Origin of the sequence: Lactobacillus sp. ESL0684, from assembly GCF_029392675.1 — a bacterium.
GTDB lineage: Bacteria > Bacillota > Bacilli > Lactobacillales > Lactobacillaceae > Lactobacillus.
The window spans coordinates 476,027-488,761 of sequence record NZ_CP113941.1 but is presented as its reverse complement, the minus strand read 5'-3'; the positions used below and the strand labels follow the sequence as shown (position 1 = coordinate 488,761).

The window sequence follows — 12,735 nt, the reverse complement described above, 5'->3', positions numbered from 1 at the left end:
AGATAGCAACTGTTTTTTTTAGTTTAAATAAGTTCTTTGACATTAATTGATTCAATAAATTCAAATTTTTCCTGATCATAAGTAAATTTCAGAATACAACAATTGTGGAAATTCTTAACTCGCTTTTTAATATCGGCATATGGTAACCATTTTTGCAAAAACATAAAACAAGCGCCGCCGTGGCTGACTGCTAAAACCCGCTGATGATCTGGCTGATTCATGATATCTGTCAAGGTTGCGTTCATCCGCTCTTGCACTTGCAAATCTGACTCGCCACCAAATTGCAGAAAAAAGTCACCATAAGAATGACGCTGACTATCATCTTGAGGATTTAATTGTTCACTTTGGCCTTCAAAAACGCCAAAGTTCCACTCCTTGATCCCTTTTAACCTTTGGTAAGGTTGGCTAGTAATATTCTCAAGCGTGTCACAAGCTCGCTCTTGCGTTGAGGCATAGGCATGATCAAAACTGATATTATTTTTCCGAAAGTATTGTCCTACTTCTTTAGCATCTGCTATTCCTTGTTTAGTCAATGGTGAGTCTGATACCCCTTGAATCCGGTGTAATTGATTGAATAATGTTTGCCCGTGACGCATTAAATATAGTTCTTTCATGATTTACTCCTTACCTATTTTACATTTAATTTTTGTCTAGCAATATTGTACCATCTGGCGGGTTTTGACTTATTGCGCCAACAATTCTATGTGGTACATATGGTTGCTCAAGATACGAAAGGTCAGCTTTAGTCAATTTAACTTTTAATGCCTGATTAGCATCATCAAAATGATTTGCCTTCGTTGCACCAATAATTGGTGCTCCTACACCCTTGGACCATAACCAGGATAAAGCAATCTGCGACATCTTAACTTGGTATTTTTTAGCTAATTCAGCTACCCTACTGGTAATTTGCATATCAAACTGTTTAGTATGATCGTATTTCCCTTTGGCAACCTGATCAGTCTGACTACGCAAAGTATCTGTATCCCAGTTAGGACGTGCTAAACGACCGGCTGCAAGAGGGCTATATGGCATCAAAGTAACATTTTGCTGCTTACAAATTGGCATCAATTCATGCTCATCCTCACGATATAACAAATTGTAATGATTTTCCATTGCCGAAAATTGTGCCCAACCATGCTCACGCGCTACCAACTGCATATTGTAAAATTGATAACCATACATGGCTGATGCGCCTATCGCACGCACTTTCCCCGCTTTAACTAAATCATTTAAAGCCGACATAGTTTCTTCAATTGGCGTTTCATAGTCAAAGCGATGAATAATATATAAGTCTAAATAATCAGTACCTAAACGTTTAAGTGTACCATCAATTTCTCTGGTAATTGCAGGTTTTGATAAATGTCCTGGATTAAAATAAACTTTTGAAGCCAAGATTACCTTATCTCTAGCAATATTGCGTTTAAGTGCTTTACCCAAGTATTCTTCACCAGTACCTGCAGAATAACTATTAGCAGTGTCAAAAAAGTTGATTCCCAAAGATAACGCATGAGCAACTACTTCTGCAGTTTTTTCTTCATCCAGAGTCCAATCATGCATAGTACCGGCTTGGCCAAAACTCATCCCACCAACACATACTTTTGATATTTTTATATTTGTCTGGCCTAAATTTATATATTCCATTTTCTATTGCCTCTGCTTAATACACAATTACATCCTTTTCTTATTATATTTTTAAAAAAACAGTATGTCTAATACTTATTTTATATATTGAGGTATAATAAATATGCATATCAATAATTTATTTAGTGGGAGTAAAATATGGAACTTAGAGTATTGAAGTATTTTTTAGCAATAATCCAAGAACACAATATTTCGAATGCAGCCAAAAAATTACATCTTTCTCAACCAGCAATTTCACGACAAATTGCTGATTTGGAAAAAGAACTAGGCACTACATTATTCAAGCGTGGTACCAAAGTTATTGAATTAACACCTGACGGTGAATATTTGGCCAATCAAGCTACACAAATTCTTACTCTAACTAGTAAAACGGTTGCTAACCTAGGTAACAACCGTGAAATTAAAGGTAGTATTATGATTGGCTGTTCTGAGGCACCCATGATTACTATTATTGCTGATACAATTAATAAAATTAAAAAGATAGCACCTAACATTACTATTAATTTACATAGTTGCGATGCTAACGAAGTCCAGACTAAAATTCAAAATGGTCTGTTTGATTTTGGTTTTGTATTGGAACCATTTAATAAAATTAACTATAATTTTTTAAACTTGCCTGGAACAACTCGCTGGGGAATATTAACTAGAAAAGATTCAGCTTTAGCACAAAAAAGTCAGATCATAGTAGCCGACTTAGATTTGCAACCACTTATCATGCCACAAAGACCAGATAGTCGCAGCCTATTAAACAATTGGTTAGGCGAAAGTGAGCACAATTTTCAGGTTATTGGCAATTATAATCTACTTAATAACGCCGCAATATTGGCTGAAAGTGGCGTGGGTCATGTACTTTGTTTAGATGGTATTATCAATACAGCACAATCAAACCTAGTTTTCATTCCATTAGCGCCAAAAATACTCATTCACTCAATCTTAATCTGGCCAAAAACTGCGTCCTTGTCACCAGCTGCGGAGCTCTTTTTGAGCCAGTTAAAACAAATCCTAACTTAACATTTTATTAGGTAATCAACTCATCTTGTTGCATATGGTAAGTGCATCCAATCAGCCACTTCATCCCAAGGCACTTGAACAGCCGCTCCCTTAGCACAAAAAACCGAATCGGGTGTATTATCTAAATCACTAGTTGGCTGATAATTACTTTGCGCAATAATTGGTGCTGCAGCTTGACACGGTTGATATCCCGCAAAGCTACATTCTAATTGTCCCTGACCATGGGTATACGATCGCAAAGTTTGGGCATAATTTTGCATTTTGGTAACTGGAGCCTTACCCTTAATTGTTTGCGTTGCTTGTTGACCACTTATTTTAGGCAATTGAAATGTAGCATTCATTAACTGCAAATCATTAAGGGCACGTCCTACTTGCTCTTGATTTACAGTCAGACTAAATTGATACCACGGTTCAAGCAACTGACACTGTCCTTGCTTCTTTAAAACCATTAGTCCCTGTCTAACAGCTCGCCACGTGGCCTGCCGAAAATCACCACCAACAGTATGTTTGTTACTATATTTCCCGCTAATCAAAGTCAACTTTACATCAGTCAATGGCGCCCCAAGTAACACCCCCAGATGTTCTTTATTTGTCAAATCACTCATAATCTGCTTTTGCCAATTTGTTGCCAGCATATCATTGGGGCAGTTATTGGCAAAGGTCAGGCCACTGCCAAGAGGTCCTGGTTCAAGTAATAGGTGAACTTCTGCATAATGACGTAATGGTTCAAAGTGACCTACTCCCTCGACTGATTGGGTAATTGCCTCTTGATAAAGCACCTTACCTTCAACAAATTTAAGTTTTAAGTCATATCTATCAGCTAGTAATTGCTGTAAAATTTCCAATTGCACTTTACCCATAATCCGAATACTAAGTTTCTGCTGGTGCCGGTTCCAAAGAACATGCAACTGCTGATCTTCATCTTCTAATTCTCGTAGCGCTTCAAGACAAATTAACGGATCGTACTCTCCAGTAGCAACTTCATAGGTTAGAACTGGTTTAAGCTCCGGCTGCACACTATCTGAAAGTTTTCCTAAACCTTGACCTACATAAGTATTTTTTAAACCCGGAATCGTACAAACTGCTCCAGCTGTAATTCTGTCAACTCCTTGATACTTATCTCCTTGATAAACTCGGAGTTCACTTACCTTTTGCTCACTACCTAAAGGCTGCCGCGGCTGCAATTTACCAGCAAAAACTCTCAGCCATGTTAACCGCTCACCTTTTTGATTATGTGAGATTTTAAAGACTCGTGCACTAAATTCCGTTTCTTCAGAATGATACTCTGCTGTCCAATCATTCAAACCTGTTAAAAATTTACTAATTCCTGTTAATTTGAGTGCTGAACCAAAAAAGCAAGGAAATACTTTTCGCTGTTGAATAAGTACTTGAATTGTTTCAGTTGTTAGCTTCCCCTTAGTCAAGTATTCGCTGAGCAATTGTTCATCTTGTAAAGCAAGTTCTTCATATGCTTCAGCTGATAAATTAGTTTTATCAGCAAAAGATATGCAATTAGTAGAGAGATTTTCTTGTAATTGACTCATTAAACAACTAATTTCTTGATTAGCGACATCCATTTTATTAACAAAAATAAAAGTAGGAACTTGATAGTGATGCAATAGTTGCCAAATTTTACGTGTATAACTTTGCACTCCAGAGGTAGCTGAAACTACTAAAATCGCGTAGTCTAACACACTCAAGACTGCCTCTGTTTGACTAGCAAAATCAATATGTCCTGGAGTATCAAGTAAAGTCAGCTGCGTTGTTTGATATTCTAGATTAGCCTGGTGTGAAAAAATAGTGATACCACGTTGTCTTTCTAGTTGATCAGGATCTAAAAAAGCATCTTGCTTATCCACTCGACCTAAATGGCGAATAGCTCCAGACTGATAAAGCATTGCTTCTGCAAGCGATGTCTTTCCAGCATCAACGTTAGCCAAAATACCGATTACAACCTTTTTCATAGCAATTCCTCCGTTCACCAATTAGTAAACAAAAAAAGTATCCCGCAAAGGATACTTTTTTGAATAAACGTAATGTAAATTAACGTTTTGAGAATTGAGAAGCCTTACGAGCCTTCTTCAAACCTGGCTTCTTTCTTTCGACCATTCTAGGATCACGAGTTAGGAAGCCTGCCTTCTTCAAAGGACCACGGAAATCTGGATCAACTTCAAGAAGAGCACGTGCAACACCTAAACGAATCGCACCAGCTTGACCAGCAAAGCCACCACCATTAACATTAACGTTAACGTCATATTGACCTTCTGTTTCAGTTAAAGTCAATGGTTGCTTTAAATCCTTAACCAAGTTAGGAAATGGGATGTATTGATCAACATCCTTATTATTAACTGTAATTTTTCCACTGCCTGGTACCAAACGTACACGCGCAACTGCATCTTTGCGCCGACCAGTACCTGCATATGCAACTTGTTGTGCCATTATTTAACCTCCTAGATTAATTTTTTAATGTCTAATTCTTCAGGCTTTTGTGCTTCATGCTTATGATTAGCATCTGCATAAACGTGCATCTTCAAAAATTCTTGATGACCAAGAGTGTTCTTTGGAAGCATACCCTTAACTGACAATTCAACTAATCTAACTGGATTCTTGGCAAGCAATTCACCAGCTGGAGTGGCCTTCATACCGCCAAGATATTCAGAGTGATGGTAGTAAATCTTATCAGTAGCCTTTTTACCAGTCAACTTAATCTTGGCAGCGTTGATAATAATCACGTTATCACCAGTATCAACATTCGGTGTATATTGAGGCTTATTTTTGCCTCTTAATATAGTGGCTACTGCAGTAGACAGACGACCTAAAGATACATCTGTTGCGTCAATAACATACCACTTACGTTCAATTTCATTAGGTTTTGCTAATTGTGTAGTACGCAATGTAATTTCCTCCGTTTATACGTTGTTTGAAAACAATAAGTTTCCGGGGCCTATCATGGACAAACATACTGTACTAGAATACGCCATTTTTACTAAAATGTCAATGTTAGGCTAAGTCTTGTCGATATTTTTCAGGTACGTCTTCATAAAAAACATGGTATAGATATAACCCACTTGCTTGAGCTGTTTCCCTGACTTGTTCACGATCTTTAGCCATTATTACCCGGGGAATATCATCTATAGGTCGTTTATCATTACCTATTTCAAGTAAAGTAGCCACTAAAATCCGCACCATATTATACAAAAAGCCAGAGCAAATAAAGTCAAAAATTACTTCATTGCTAGCCTCATCTTTTTCAACATTGACATAATACATAGTGCGAACCTTATTTTTTATTTGGCCACCACTTGCCGCAAAACTTGTAAAATCATGCCTTCCCAGTAAATCATGACCAGCTAATTTCATCTTTGCGATATCAACTGGATAAGGATAGTGACCGGTATAAAATCGTTTGAAAGGATCAACGAACTTATCCAGACTAACTCGATATCGATACCATTTACCTTTAACACTGTAACGGGCATGAAAATCCGAATTAACAATTTCACACTCTTTAAAAACAATATCTAGCGGCATCATTGAATTTAGCGCAAACAACATTCTTTCAGGAACAATCGGATTGCCTTCATAAATAAATTGAATTACTTGCCCTAGCGCATGAACACCAGCATCAGTTCGACCTGAGCCTTCAACCTGAATCGTCTTACCCTTAGACATTTTTTTCAGAGCAGCTTCAATAGTACCTTGAACCGTTCTCTGGTTTGGCTGTGACTGGAAACCATGAAATAAATACCCATCATATGCCAGGGTCATTTTATAATTAGTTTTCATTATGCAGTCCTAAAAATTATTAGTAATATAATTAAACTAGCAAAATAGCCTAAATTATATAGATCATATTTTGACCAGCGTAAAATACGATATTTGGTTCTGCCTGCATCACCGCGATAGCCACGTGATTCCATTGCCGTTGACAAATCAAGGGCTGTTTCCAAAGAACTAATAAACAATGGCACTAATAAAGGTGTGATTGCTTTAGCGCGCTTAATCAAGCCTCCGTCATTAAAATCAGCTCCGCGAGAACGTTGTGCATTCATTATCTTAACCGTTTCATCAAATAAAGTTGGCACAAAGCGAAGTGCAATCGACATAACTAAGGCAATTTTATCCACAGGAACTTTAAACAATTTCAATGGCGTCAGAAGCCATTCCATCGCATCAGCAATTTCAAGCGGCATTGTAGTTACCGTCATTACCGTTGAAATTAAAATAATCACCGTAAATCGAATAAAAATAAAGACTGCATTCTCTATCCCATAACTTGAAATCGCGAGAAATGCCCACTGCCAATAAACAGTTCCACCCACTGTGAAAAATAATTGTAAGACAGAAGTGAAAAAAATCAGCCAAATCATTGGCTTGACGCCATCCCAGAAAACTCGTGGTTTTAACTTTGTCGCTGCAACAGCTAACAAGCTATATATTGTCACAATTGCATACGTGACTGGATTATTAGCTAGAAAAATAATCAAAATAAAGAAGATGGTTGCTAGCAGTTTTCCACGCGGATCCATTTTATAAACAAGTGAATTTCCCGGGACATAACGTCCAATTAAAATCTTACTCATCTAAACTACCTCCGCAAATTTTCTGCAATTGCTTTCACCAAGTCATTACTTGTAAGCGGCAGCTGTGGAAAAGTATAATTATGCAAACGACTGGCAAACAGCATTGCTTTAGGTTCATCTAAGTGATGTTGTCGAAGCCAACTGCGCTTCTGAAAAACTTTGCTTGGACGATCATGCTTTATCATTTTTCCTTGTTCCATAACAATTACGTCATCGGCATAATCTACTACATCATCCATATTATGAGTTACCAAAATAACAGTGTGCCCTTCTGTTTGATATTCAGCAAATAGTTGCATAATTTGCTTGCGCGCTTGTGGATCAAGTCCTGCGACTGGTTCATCTAAACAAAGAATATCTGGTTCATAAGCCATTACCCCAGCTATTGCTACTCGACGCATCTGTCCGCCAGATAATTCGAATGGAGATACACTAGCAAGTGAATCAGGCAATCCCACTTTTTTCAGCCATTTTTTTGCCAGCTCATTAGCCTCTGCATTATTATAACCGAAATTTTTTGGTCCATATGCAATATCATCTAAGACAGTACTTTCAAATAATTGCGATTCTGGAAATTGAAACACTAAGCTCACTTTTCGTCGTAATTCTTTTAGATTTTTATTGGTTGTTTCAGGTGTAATTGTCGTCCCAGCAATTTCAATTTTCCCTGTTGCAGGCTTAAGTAAGGCATTAAAATGCTGCATTAAAGTCGACTTGCCACTACCAGTATGCCCAATGATTGCTACAAAAGAGCCATCTTGTATTTCAAAATTAATATTCTTCAACCCAATTTTTTCAGTTGGCGAATCTTGTGCATAAATATAGCTTACATTTTCGAATTTAATTGACATAAGTAATTGATCATCTCTTCTTCTGAATCAATATCATTAGGCAGTTTGATGCCATCTTGTATAAGTCTTATTTTTATTTGTTGAAAAAATGGCACATCAAGTCCTAAATCATCAAGTAACTGTGTTTGATTAAAAATCTTTTTGGTTGATCCTTGATCAACTAGCTTGCCATCATTCATAACGATTACCTGATCGGCTTGACTAGCCTCATCAATATCATGCGTAATTGAAATAACTGTTAAATGATATTTTTCTTTCATTTGGCGCACAATTTCCAAAATTTGATTTTTTCCTTCAGGATCAAGCATTGAGGTTGCCTCATCTAAAATAATAATTTTAGGTTTAATTGCCAAAATACCAGCTATTGCTACTCTTTGCTTTTGTCCTCCTGACAAATTGGCAGGCTCAACATCACTACTTGAAGACATTCCTACTGCTTCAAGAACTTTAGGAATAATCTTCAACATCTCATTACGAGCAACACCGCGGTTTTCCAAACCAAAAGCCACATCGTCAGCTACAGTAGCGCCAACAAATTGATTGTCAGGATTTTGAAAAACTACCCCGACCTTGTTTCTAATCTGCCAAACTGTATCATCAGTTAGCTCTACACCATCAACCTCAATATACGGTTGTCCCTGTTCATCTGGAACTAACAAACCATTAATTAATCTAATAATAGTTGATTTGCCACTACCATTATGTCCAATTATTGCAGTCCACGATCCTCTTTCAACTTCAAAACTAATCTGGTCTATTGCCGGCTTCTTGGTTTCGGGATAAGTATAACTTACATTTTTAATCTTAATAATACTATTTTCAGCCATCTTTTCACCGTCCTATAATCTTTTCTATTGTACCAAAAATGACCAGTTATTTGTGATATTACTTAATTTATTTTTTTATTAAGTATTAATTTTAATTATAATTTTTCCATTCTTAACTATAACTTAATTAATATACAGTAAAATATATATTATATAAAAGGGTGGTGATCAATATGGGCTTTACAATGCTACTATCAACATTAATTATTGGAATAATTTTACTTGTTATAAGTTCCAAAATTACATCTAAATTTTGGAAGATGTTAATAATTACAGTCGTAATAGCTCTACTTTTACTAGGGATAATTTTGTTATTTGCACCTGGATTCTCACATCAAGTATATGACCAGCTATACAATTTATTGAATTAAGTGTCTAAATAATTAAAATGGCTACTAACAAGATAAAATATAAATCTGTTAGTAGCCATTTTTATAAAAAAGCAAAAAAAATCATCCATGAAGAGGGATAACTTTTATTATCTAAGCTAGACTAAACTTTCGTCATCATCTTAACGCTTATTCTCACTTTCATGGATAATTCTTAATAGCTATTAAGTTTGTTGTTCTGAAACTAAACTAATTCAAGAACAACCATTGGAGCTGCATCACCCTTACGAGGGTTAGCTAACTTCATAATTCTAGTATAACCACCATTACGATCTTTGTAACGTGGAGCAATATCACTAAAAAGCTTTTGCAATGCTGATTTAACAACTACTGCATCATCTTCTTCATGGATATCAGCAACTTCATCGCGAACAAAAGCAGCAGCTTTTCTTCTTGCGGCCAAGTCACCACGTTTACCTAAAGTAATCATTTTTTCGGCTGTTTTACGAATCTCTTTGGCACGAGTTTCAGTAGTAACAATCCGCTCTTTAATGATCAGTTGAGTGGTCATTTCTCTCAGCATTGCTTTCCTATGTGCACTGTCCCAGCCTAATTTACGGTATGCCATCAAGTTTACCTCCTTTTATTTTTCATTAATCTTCTTGACGAAGTGAAAGTCCTAAGTCAGCTAATTTGTTCTTAACTTCTTCCAATGATTTACGACCCAAATTACGTACTCGCATCATATCTGCTTCAGTCTTATCAGTTAACTCTTGCAAAGTATTAATGCCTGCACGTTTAAGACAGTTATATGAACGAACAGATAAATCTAACTCTTCAATTGTCATTTCAAGTTTTTTCTCTGCTGTATTGTCTTCTTTTTCAATCATAACATCATCAAATTTTGTACTTGCATCAGCAGTTTCAAACACTTTGAAGTGTTCTACTAAAATTTTAGCAGCAAAACTAAGGGCATCATTAGGTTTGATTGAACCATCAGTCCAAACTTCTAAAGTAAGCTTGTCAAAGTCATCCCTTTTTCCAACCCGAGTCGATTCAACCTGATAATTAACTTTTTTAATTGGTGAGAAAAGAGAATCTACTGGTATAACCCCAATTGGCATATCTTCACTCTTATTGTCACTCGCCGCTACATATCCACGACCATTTTTGACAGCAATTTGCATATGCAAGTGACTGCCATCAGCAATAGTACAAATATATTGATCTGGATTCAGTATTTGAACATCTGAATCAACTTTAAGATCATCGGCAGTTACAGTAGCCGGTCCTTCAATATCCAACTCAATAAGCTTTTGTTCATCTGAAAGAGACTTTAATTCAAGTTTCTTCAAATTCAGAATCATTTTAGTTACATCTTCGCGAACACCGGGTACTGTTGAAAATTCATGCAAGACACCATCGACTTGAACATAAACCAGACCGGTTCCTGGGATAGACGTAAGTAAAACTCTACGTAATGAGTTACCTAAAGTAGTACCAAAGCCACGTTCAAGTGGTTCAATAATAAATTTGCCGTAAGACTTCTCTTGGTCAACAACGGTAATATTGGGTTTTTCAAATTCAATCATTACTAGGCCCCTTTCAAAACGCAATGTTCTTCATTAAGAACAAAATTATACACGACGACGTTTTGGTGGTCTGGAACCATTGTGGGGAACTGGAGTAACATCACGAATTGTAGTGATTTCAAGACCAGCGGCTTGCAGTGATCTAATAGCAGATTCACGACCAGCGCCAGGACCCTTAACAGAAACTTCTACATGTTTCATGCCTTGATCCATTGCACTCTTAGCTGCTGCTTCTGCTGCCATTTGAGCTGCAAAAGGAGTAGACTTACGACTACCCTTAAAGCCCAATGCACCAGCTGAAGACCAAGCAACTGCATTACCTTGTACGTCAGTAATCATGACTAAAGTATTATTAAACGTTGAATGAATATGCGCAACGCCTTTTTCAACGTGCTTCTTCACACGACGCTTACGTGCTGTTTTTGGCATCAATAAACCTCCTTATAAAATTTATCTATTCTTTTTACTACCCTTACGAGTCCGTGCATTATTCTTGGTATTTTGTCCACGAACCGGAAGGCCACGACGATGGCGAATGCCGCGGTATGAACCGATATCAATTAACCGCTTAACATTCATGCTAACTTGTCTACGCAAGTCACCTTCAACACGGTATTTGTCAACTTCCATCCGCAGCTTTTCTTGATCATCTGGAGTCAAATCTTTTGAACGGATGTCTTCAGAAACACCAGCATCTGAACAAATCTTTTGAGCTGTTGGTTCACCAATACCATAAATATATGTTAAAGCAACAACTATTCTTTTATCTCTTGGTAAGTCAACACCAGCAATACGTGCCATAAATTGCACCTCCTATTTTATTTTTAACCTTGACGTTGCTTGTGCTTTGGATTTGCAGAACAAATAACCATTACACGACCATGTCTTTTAATAATCTTACAATGTTCACACATTGGTTTAACAGATGGTCTAACCTTCATGTTTACCCCCGTTATTACTTTATAAACCGATACGTAATTCTACCTTTTGTTAAATCGTAAGGAGAAAGTTCCACAGTAACACGGTCACCAGGCAAAATACGAATGTAGTGCATTCTAATCTTGCCGGAAACATGTGCTAAAATAACAGCTCCATTTTCCAATTCAACTTTAAACATAGCATTAGGCAAAGTATCTACAACCTTACCTTTTACTTCAATGACATCATCTTTTGCCAAAGTCTTTCCTCCGCAATTAAACAGTCATACTTTGAGATTATAACACGTCCAAGCAAATATCTAAATTATTAGTTATCGCTTAAAACTGTGTCTACACTTTCAAAAACTTTTTCTGGAGTTTGTTCACCATTTACAGTTGTTAGCAAACCCTTTGCTTGATAAAAGTTTTTCAAAGGCGTATTCATCTTTTCGTTAACTTCTAAACGATTCTTAACTACTTCTGGTTTGTCATCTTCACGTTGATAAAATTCATGACTACCACAACGATCACAGGTGTCTTTTTCTTTAGGCATCTTAGTAATCTTGTTATAAGTAGCACCACATTTTTTACACATAAAGCGAGCAGATAAACGCTTGACTAGAATATCTTCTTTAACTTCAAGCGAAATAACTTTTGTTAAAGGTTTACTAAGCCTTTTAGTGATTTCATCCAACATTTCAGCTTGGACAGTTGTTCTTGGAAAACCATCCAAAATATAACCATTTTTAATGTCAGGCTGAGCCAGACGTTCCTCAACTAATTTAGCAGTTACTTCATCAGGTACCAAATTACCTTTGTCAATATAACTTTTAGCTTCAAGACCAACTTTAGTCTCATTAGCCATTGCTTCCCTAAACATATCCCCAGTTGAAATATGAGTTAAGTGATATTTATCAACAATTTGCTCTGATACCGTACCTTTGCCAGCTCCTGGCAATCCCAAAAGAAATAAGTTAATCATTT

17 protein-coding genes are annotated in these 12,735 nt (G+C 36.7%); 1 reads left to right on the top strand and 16 read right to left on the bottom strand.

Features of this window, described 5'->3' with window-relative positions; translation table 11 throughout:
- Nucleotides 1-23 precede the first annotated feature (23 nt).
- Together OZX56_RS02390 and OZX56_RS02385 are read right to left on the bottom strand one after the other, a co-directional pair.
- Nucleotides 24-614 carry a histidine phosphatase family protein gene (locus OZX56_RS02390; RefSeq protein WP_277140035.1) on the bottom strand — a complete coding sequence of 197 codons (591 nt, stop codon included), beginning with the start codon at nucleotides 612-614 and terminating at the stop codon, nucleotides 24-26.
- A gap of 25 nt (nucleotides 615-639) precedes the next feature.
- Complete coding sequence (locus OZX56_RS02385; protein WP_277140034.1) at nucleotides 640-1,641, bottom strand: aldo/keto reductase; 1,002 nt, start codon at nucleotides 1,639-1,641, stop codon at nucleotides 640-642.
- A 138-nt stretch (nucleotides 1,642-1,779) separates the two neighbouring features.
- Between OZX56_RS02385 and OZX56_RS02380 the strand changes: the two genes are divergently transcribed.
- Nucleotides 1,780-2,652, top strand: coding sequence for a LysR family transcriptional regulator (locus OZX56_RS02380; protein WP_277140033.1), 873 nt, complete (start codon nucleotides 1,780-1,782; stop codon nucleotides 2,650-2,652).
- A 20-nt stretch (nucleotides 2,653-2,672) separates the two neighbouring features.
- On the opposite strand, the gene OZX56_RS02375 is transcribed toward OZX56_RS02380, so the two are convergent.
- From OZX56_RS02375 to OZX56_RS02310, 14 genes are all read right to left on the bottom strand, one after another.
- A complete protein-coding gene (locus OZX56_RS02375; RefSeq protein ID WP_277140032.1) occupies nucleotides 2,673-4,616 on the bottom strand; it encodes a TetM/TetW/TetO/TetS family tetracycline resistance ribosomal protection protein in 1,944 nt (647 codons plus the stop codon).
- 79 nt (nucleotides 4,617-4,695) lie between these two features.
- Nucleotides 4,696-5,091, bottom strand: coding sequence for a 30S ribosomal protein S9 (gene rpsI, locus OZX56_RS02370; RefSeq protein ID WP_277126845.1), 396 nt, complete (start codon nucleotides 5,089-5,091; stop codon nucleotides 4,696-4,698).
- Nucleotides 5,092-5,102: 11 nt separating this feature from the next.
- Nucleotides 5,103-5,546, bottom strand: coding sequence for a 50S ribosomal protein L13 (rplM, locus tag OZX56_RS02365; protein ID WP_277126846.1), 444 nt, complete (start codon nucleotides 5,544-5,546; stop codon nucleotides 5,103-5,105).
- 106 nt (nucleotides 5,547-5,652) lie between these two features.
- Entirely contained in the window at nucleotides 5,653-6,438 is a 786-nt protein-coding gene (gene truA, locus OZX56_RS02360) for a tRNA pseudouridine(38-40) synthase TruA (RefSeq protein ID WP_277126847.1), read from the bottom strand.
- Nucleotides 6,438-7,235: an energy-coupling factor transporter transmembrane component T gene (locus tag OZX56_RS02355; protein ID WP_277126848.1), complete on the bottom strand. Its 798-nt coding sequence runs from the start codon at nucleotides 7,233-7,235 to the stop codon at nucleotides 6,438-6,440. The genes truA and OZX56_RS02355 overlap by 1 nt, the downstream gene beginning before the upstream one ends.
- Nucleotides 7,236-7,240: 5 nt before the next feature.
- Nucleotides 7,241-8,086 carry an energy-coupling factor transporter ATPase gene (locus OZX56_RS02350; protein ID WP_277140031.1) on the bottom strand — a complete coding sequence of 282 codons (846 nt, stop codon included), beginning with the start codon at nucleotides 8,084-8,086 and terminating at the stop codon, nucleotides 7,241-7,243.
- Nucleotides 8,062-8,913 carry an energy-coupling factor ABC transporter ATP-binding protein gene (locus OZX56_RS02345; RefSeq protein ID WP_277140030.1) on the bottom strand — a complete coding sequence of 284 codons (852 nt, stop codon included), beginning with the start codon at nucleotides 8,911-8,913 and terminating at the stop codon, nucleotides 8,062-8,064. The genes OZX56_RS02350 and OZX56_RS02345 overlap by 25 nt, the downstream gene beginning before the upstream one ends.
- Before the next feature lie 573 nt (nucleotides 8,914-9,486).
- Nucleotides 9,487-9,870 carry a 50S ribosomal protein L17 gene (gene rplQ, locus OZX56_RS02340; protein WP_277126851.1) on the bottom strand — a complete coding sequence of 128 codons (384 nt, stop codon included), beginning with the start codon at nucleotides 9,868-9,870 and terminating at the stop codon, nucleotides 9,487-9,489.
- A 25-nt stretch (nucleotides 9,871-9,895) separates the two neighbouring features.
- Nucleotides 9,896-10,834, bottom strand: a complete 939-nt coding sequence (locus OZX56_RS02335; protein ID WP_277140029.1) for a DNA-directed RNA polymerase subunit alpha — start codon at nucleotides 10,832-10,834, stop codon at nucleotides 9,896-9,898.
- 45 nt (nucleotides 10,835-10,879) lie between these two features.
- Nucleotides 10,880-11,263, bottom strand: coding sequence for a 30S ribosomal protein S11 (gene rpsK / locus OZX56_RS02330; RefSeq protein WP_277126853.1), 384 nt, complete (start codon nucleotides 11,261-11,263; stop codon nucleotides 10,880-10,882).
- Between the two features lie 21 nt (nucleotides 11,264-11,284).
- Nucleotides 11,285-11,635: a 30S ribosomal protein S13 gene (gene rpsM, locus OZX56_RS02325; protein WP_277126854.1), complete on the bottom strand. Its 351-nt coding sequence runs from the start codon at nucleotides 11,633-11,635 to the stop codon at nucleotides 11,285-11,287.
- 23 nt (nucleotides 11,636-11,658) lie between these two features.
- A complete protein-coding gene (gene rpmJ / locus OZX56_RS02320; RefSeq protein ID WP_003647815.1) occupies nucleotides 11,659-11,775 on the bottom strand; it encodes a 50S ribosomal protein L36 in 117 nt (38 codons plus the stop codon).
- A gap of 14 nt (nucleotides 11,776-11,789) precedes the next feature.
- Nucleotides 11,790-12,011 carry a translation initiation factor IF-1 gene (infA, locus tag OZX56_RS02315; RefSeq protein WP_034980408.1) on the bottom strand — a complete coding sequence of 74 codons (222 nt, stop codon included), beginning with the start codon at nucleotides 12,009-12,011 and terminating at the stop codon, nucleotides 11,790-11,792.
- 68 nt (nucleotides 12,012-12,079) lie between these two features.
- Nucleotides 12,080-12,733: an adenylate kinase gene (locus OZX56_RS02310; protein ID WP_277140028.1), complete on the bottom strand. Its 654-nt coding sequence runs from the start codon at nucleotides 12,731-12,733 to the stop codon at nucleotides 12,080-12,082.
- Nucleotides 12,734-12,735: the final 2 nt, after the last annotated feature.

Excerpts from the sequence above, each read along its gene's own strand:
- rpsK (WP_277126853.1), bottom strand. The coding sequence starts at position 11,263 with ATGCCAAAAACAGCACGTAAGCGTCGTGTGAAGAAGCACGTTGAAAAA.
- truA (WP_277126847.1), bottom strand. The coding sequence starts at position 6,438 with ATGAAAACTAATTATAAAATGACCCTGGCATATGATGGGTATTTATTT.
- rplQ (WP_277126851.1), bottom strand. The coding sequence starts at position 9,870 with ATGGCATACCGTAAATTAGGCTGGGACAGTGCACATAGGAAAGCAATG.
- OZX56_RS02355 (WP_277126848.1), bottom strand. The coding sequence starts at position 7,235 with ATGAGTAAGATTTTAATTGGACGTTATGTCCCGGGAAATTCACTTGTT.
- OZX56_RS02350 (WP_277140031.1), bottom strand. The coding sequence starts at position 8,086 with ATGTCAATTAAATTCGAAAATGTAAGCTATATTTATGCACAAGATTCG.
- OZX56_RS02310 (WP_277140028.1), bottom strand. The coding sequence starts at position 12,733 with ATGATTAACTTATTTCTTTTGGGATTGCCAGGAGCTGGCAAAGGTACG.
- OZX56_RS02345 (WP_277140030.1), bottom strand. The coding sequence starts at position 8,913 with ATGGCTGAAAATAGTATTATTAAGATTAAAAATGTAAGTTATACTTAT.
- OZX56_RS02335 (WP_277140029.1), bottom strand. The coding sequence starts at position 10,834 with ATGATTGAATTTGAAAAACCCAATATTACCGTTGTTGACCAAGAGAAG.
- rpmJ (WP_003647815.1), bottom strand. The coding sequence starts at position 11,775 with ATGAAGGTTAGACCATCTGTTAAACCAATGTGTGAACATTGTAAGATT.
- OZX56_RS02375 (WP_277140032.1), bottom strand. The coding sequence starts at position 4,616 with ATGAAAAAGGTTGTAATCGGTATTTTGGCTAACGTTGATGCTGGAAAG.
- rpsI (WP_277126845.1), bottom strand. The coding sequence starts at position 5,091 with ATGGCACAACAAGTTGCATATGCAGGTACTGGTCGGCGCAAAGATGCA.
- OZX56_RS02390 (WP_277140035.1), bottom strand. The coding sequence starts at position 614 with ATGAAAGAACTATATTTAATGCGTCACGGGCAAACATTATTCAATCAA.
- OZX56_RS02380 (WP_277140033.1), top strand. The coding sequence starts at position 1,780 with ATGGAACTTAGAGTATTGAAGTATTTTTTAGCAATAATCCAAGAACAC.
- OZX56_RS02385 (WP_277140034.1), bottom strand. The coding sequence starts at position 1,641 with ATGGAATATATAAATTTAGGCCAGACAAATATAAAAATATCAAAAGTA.
- rpsM (WP_277126854.1), bottom strand. The coding sequence starts at position 11,635 with ATGGCACGTATTGCTGGTGTTGACTTACCAAGAGATAAAAGAATAGTT.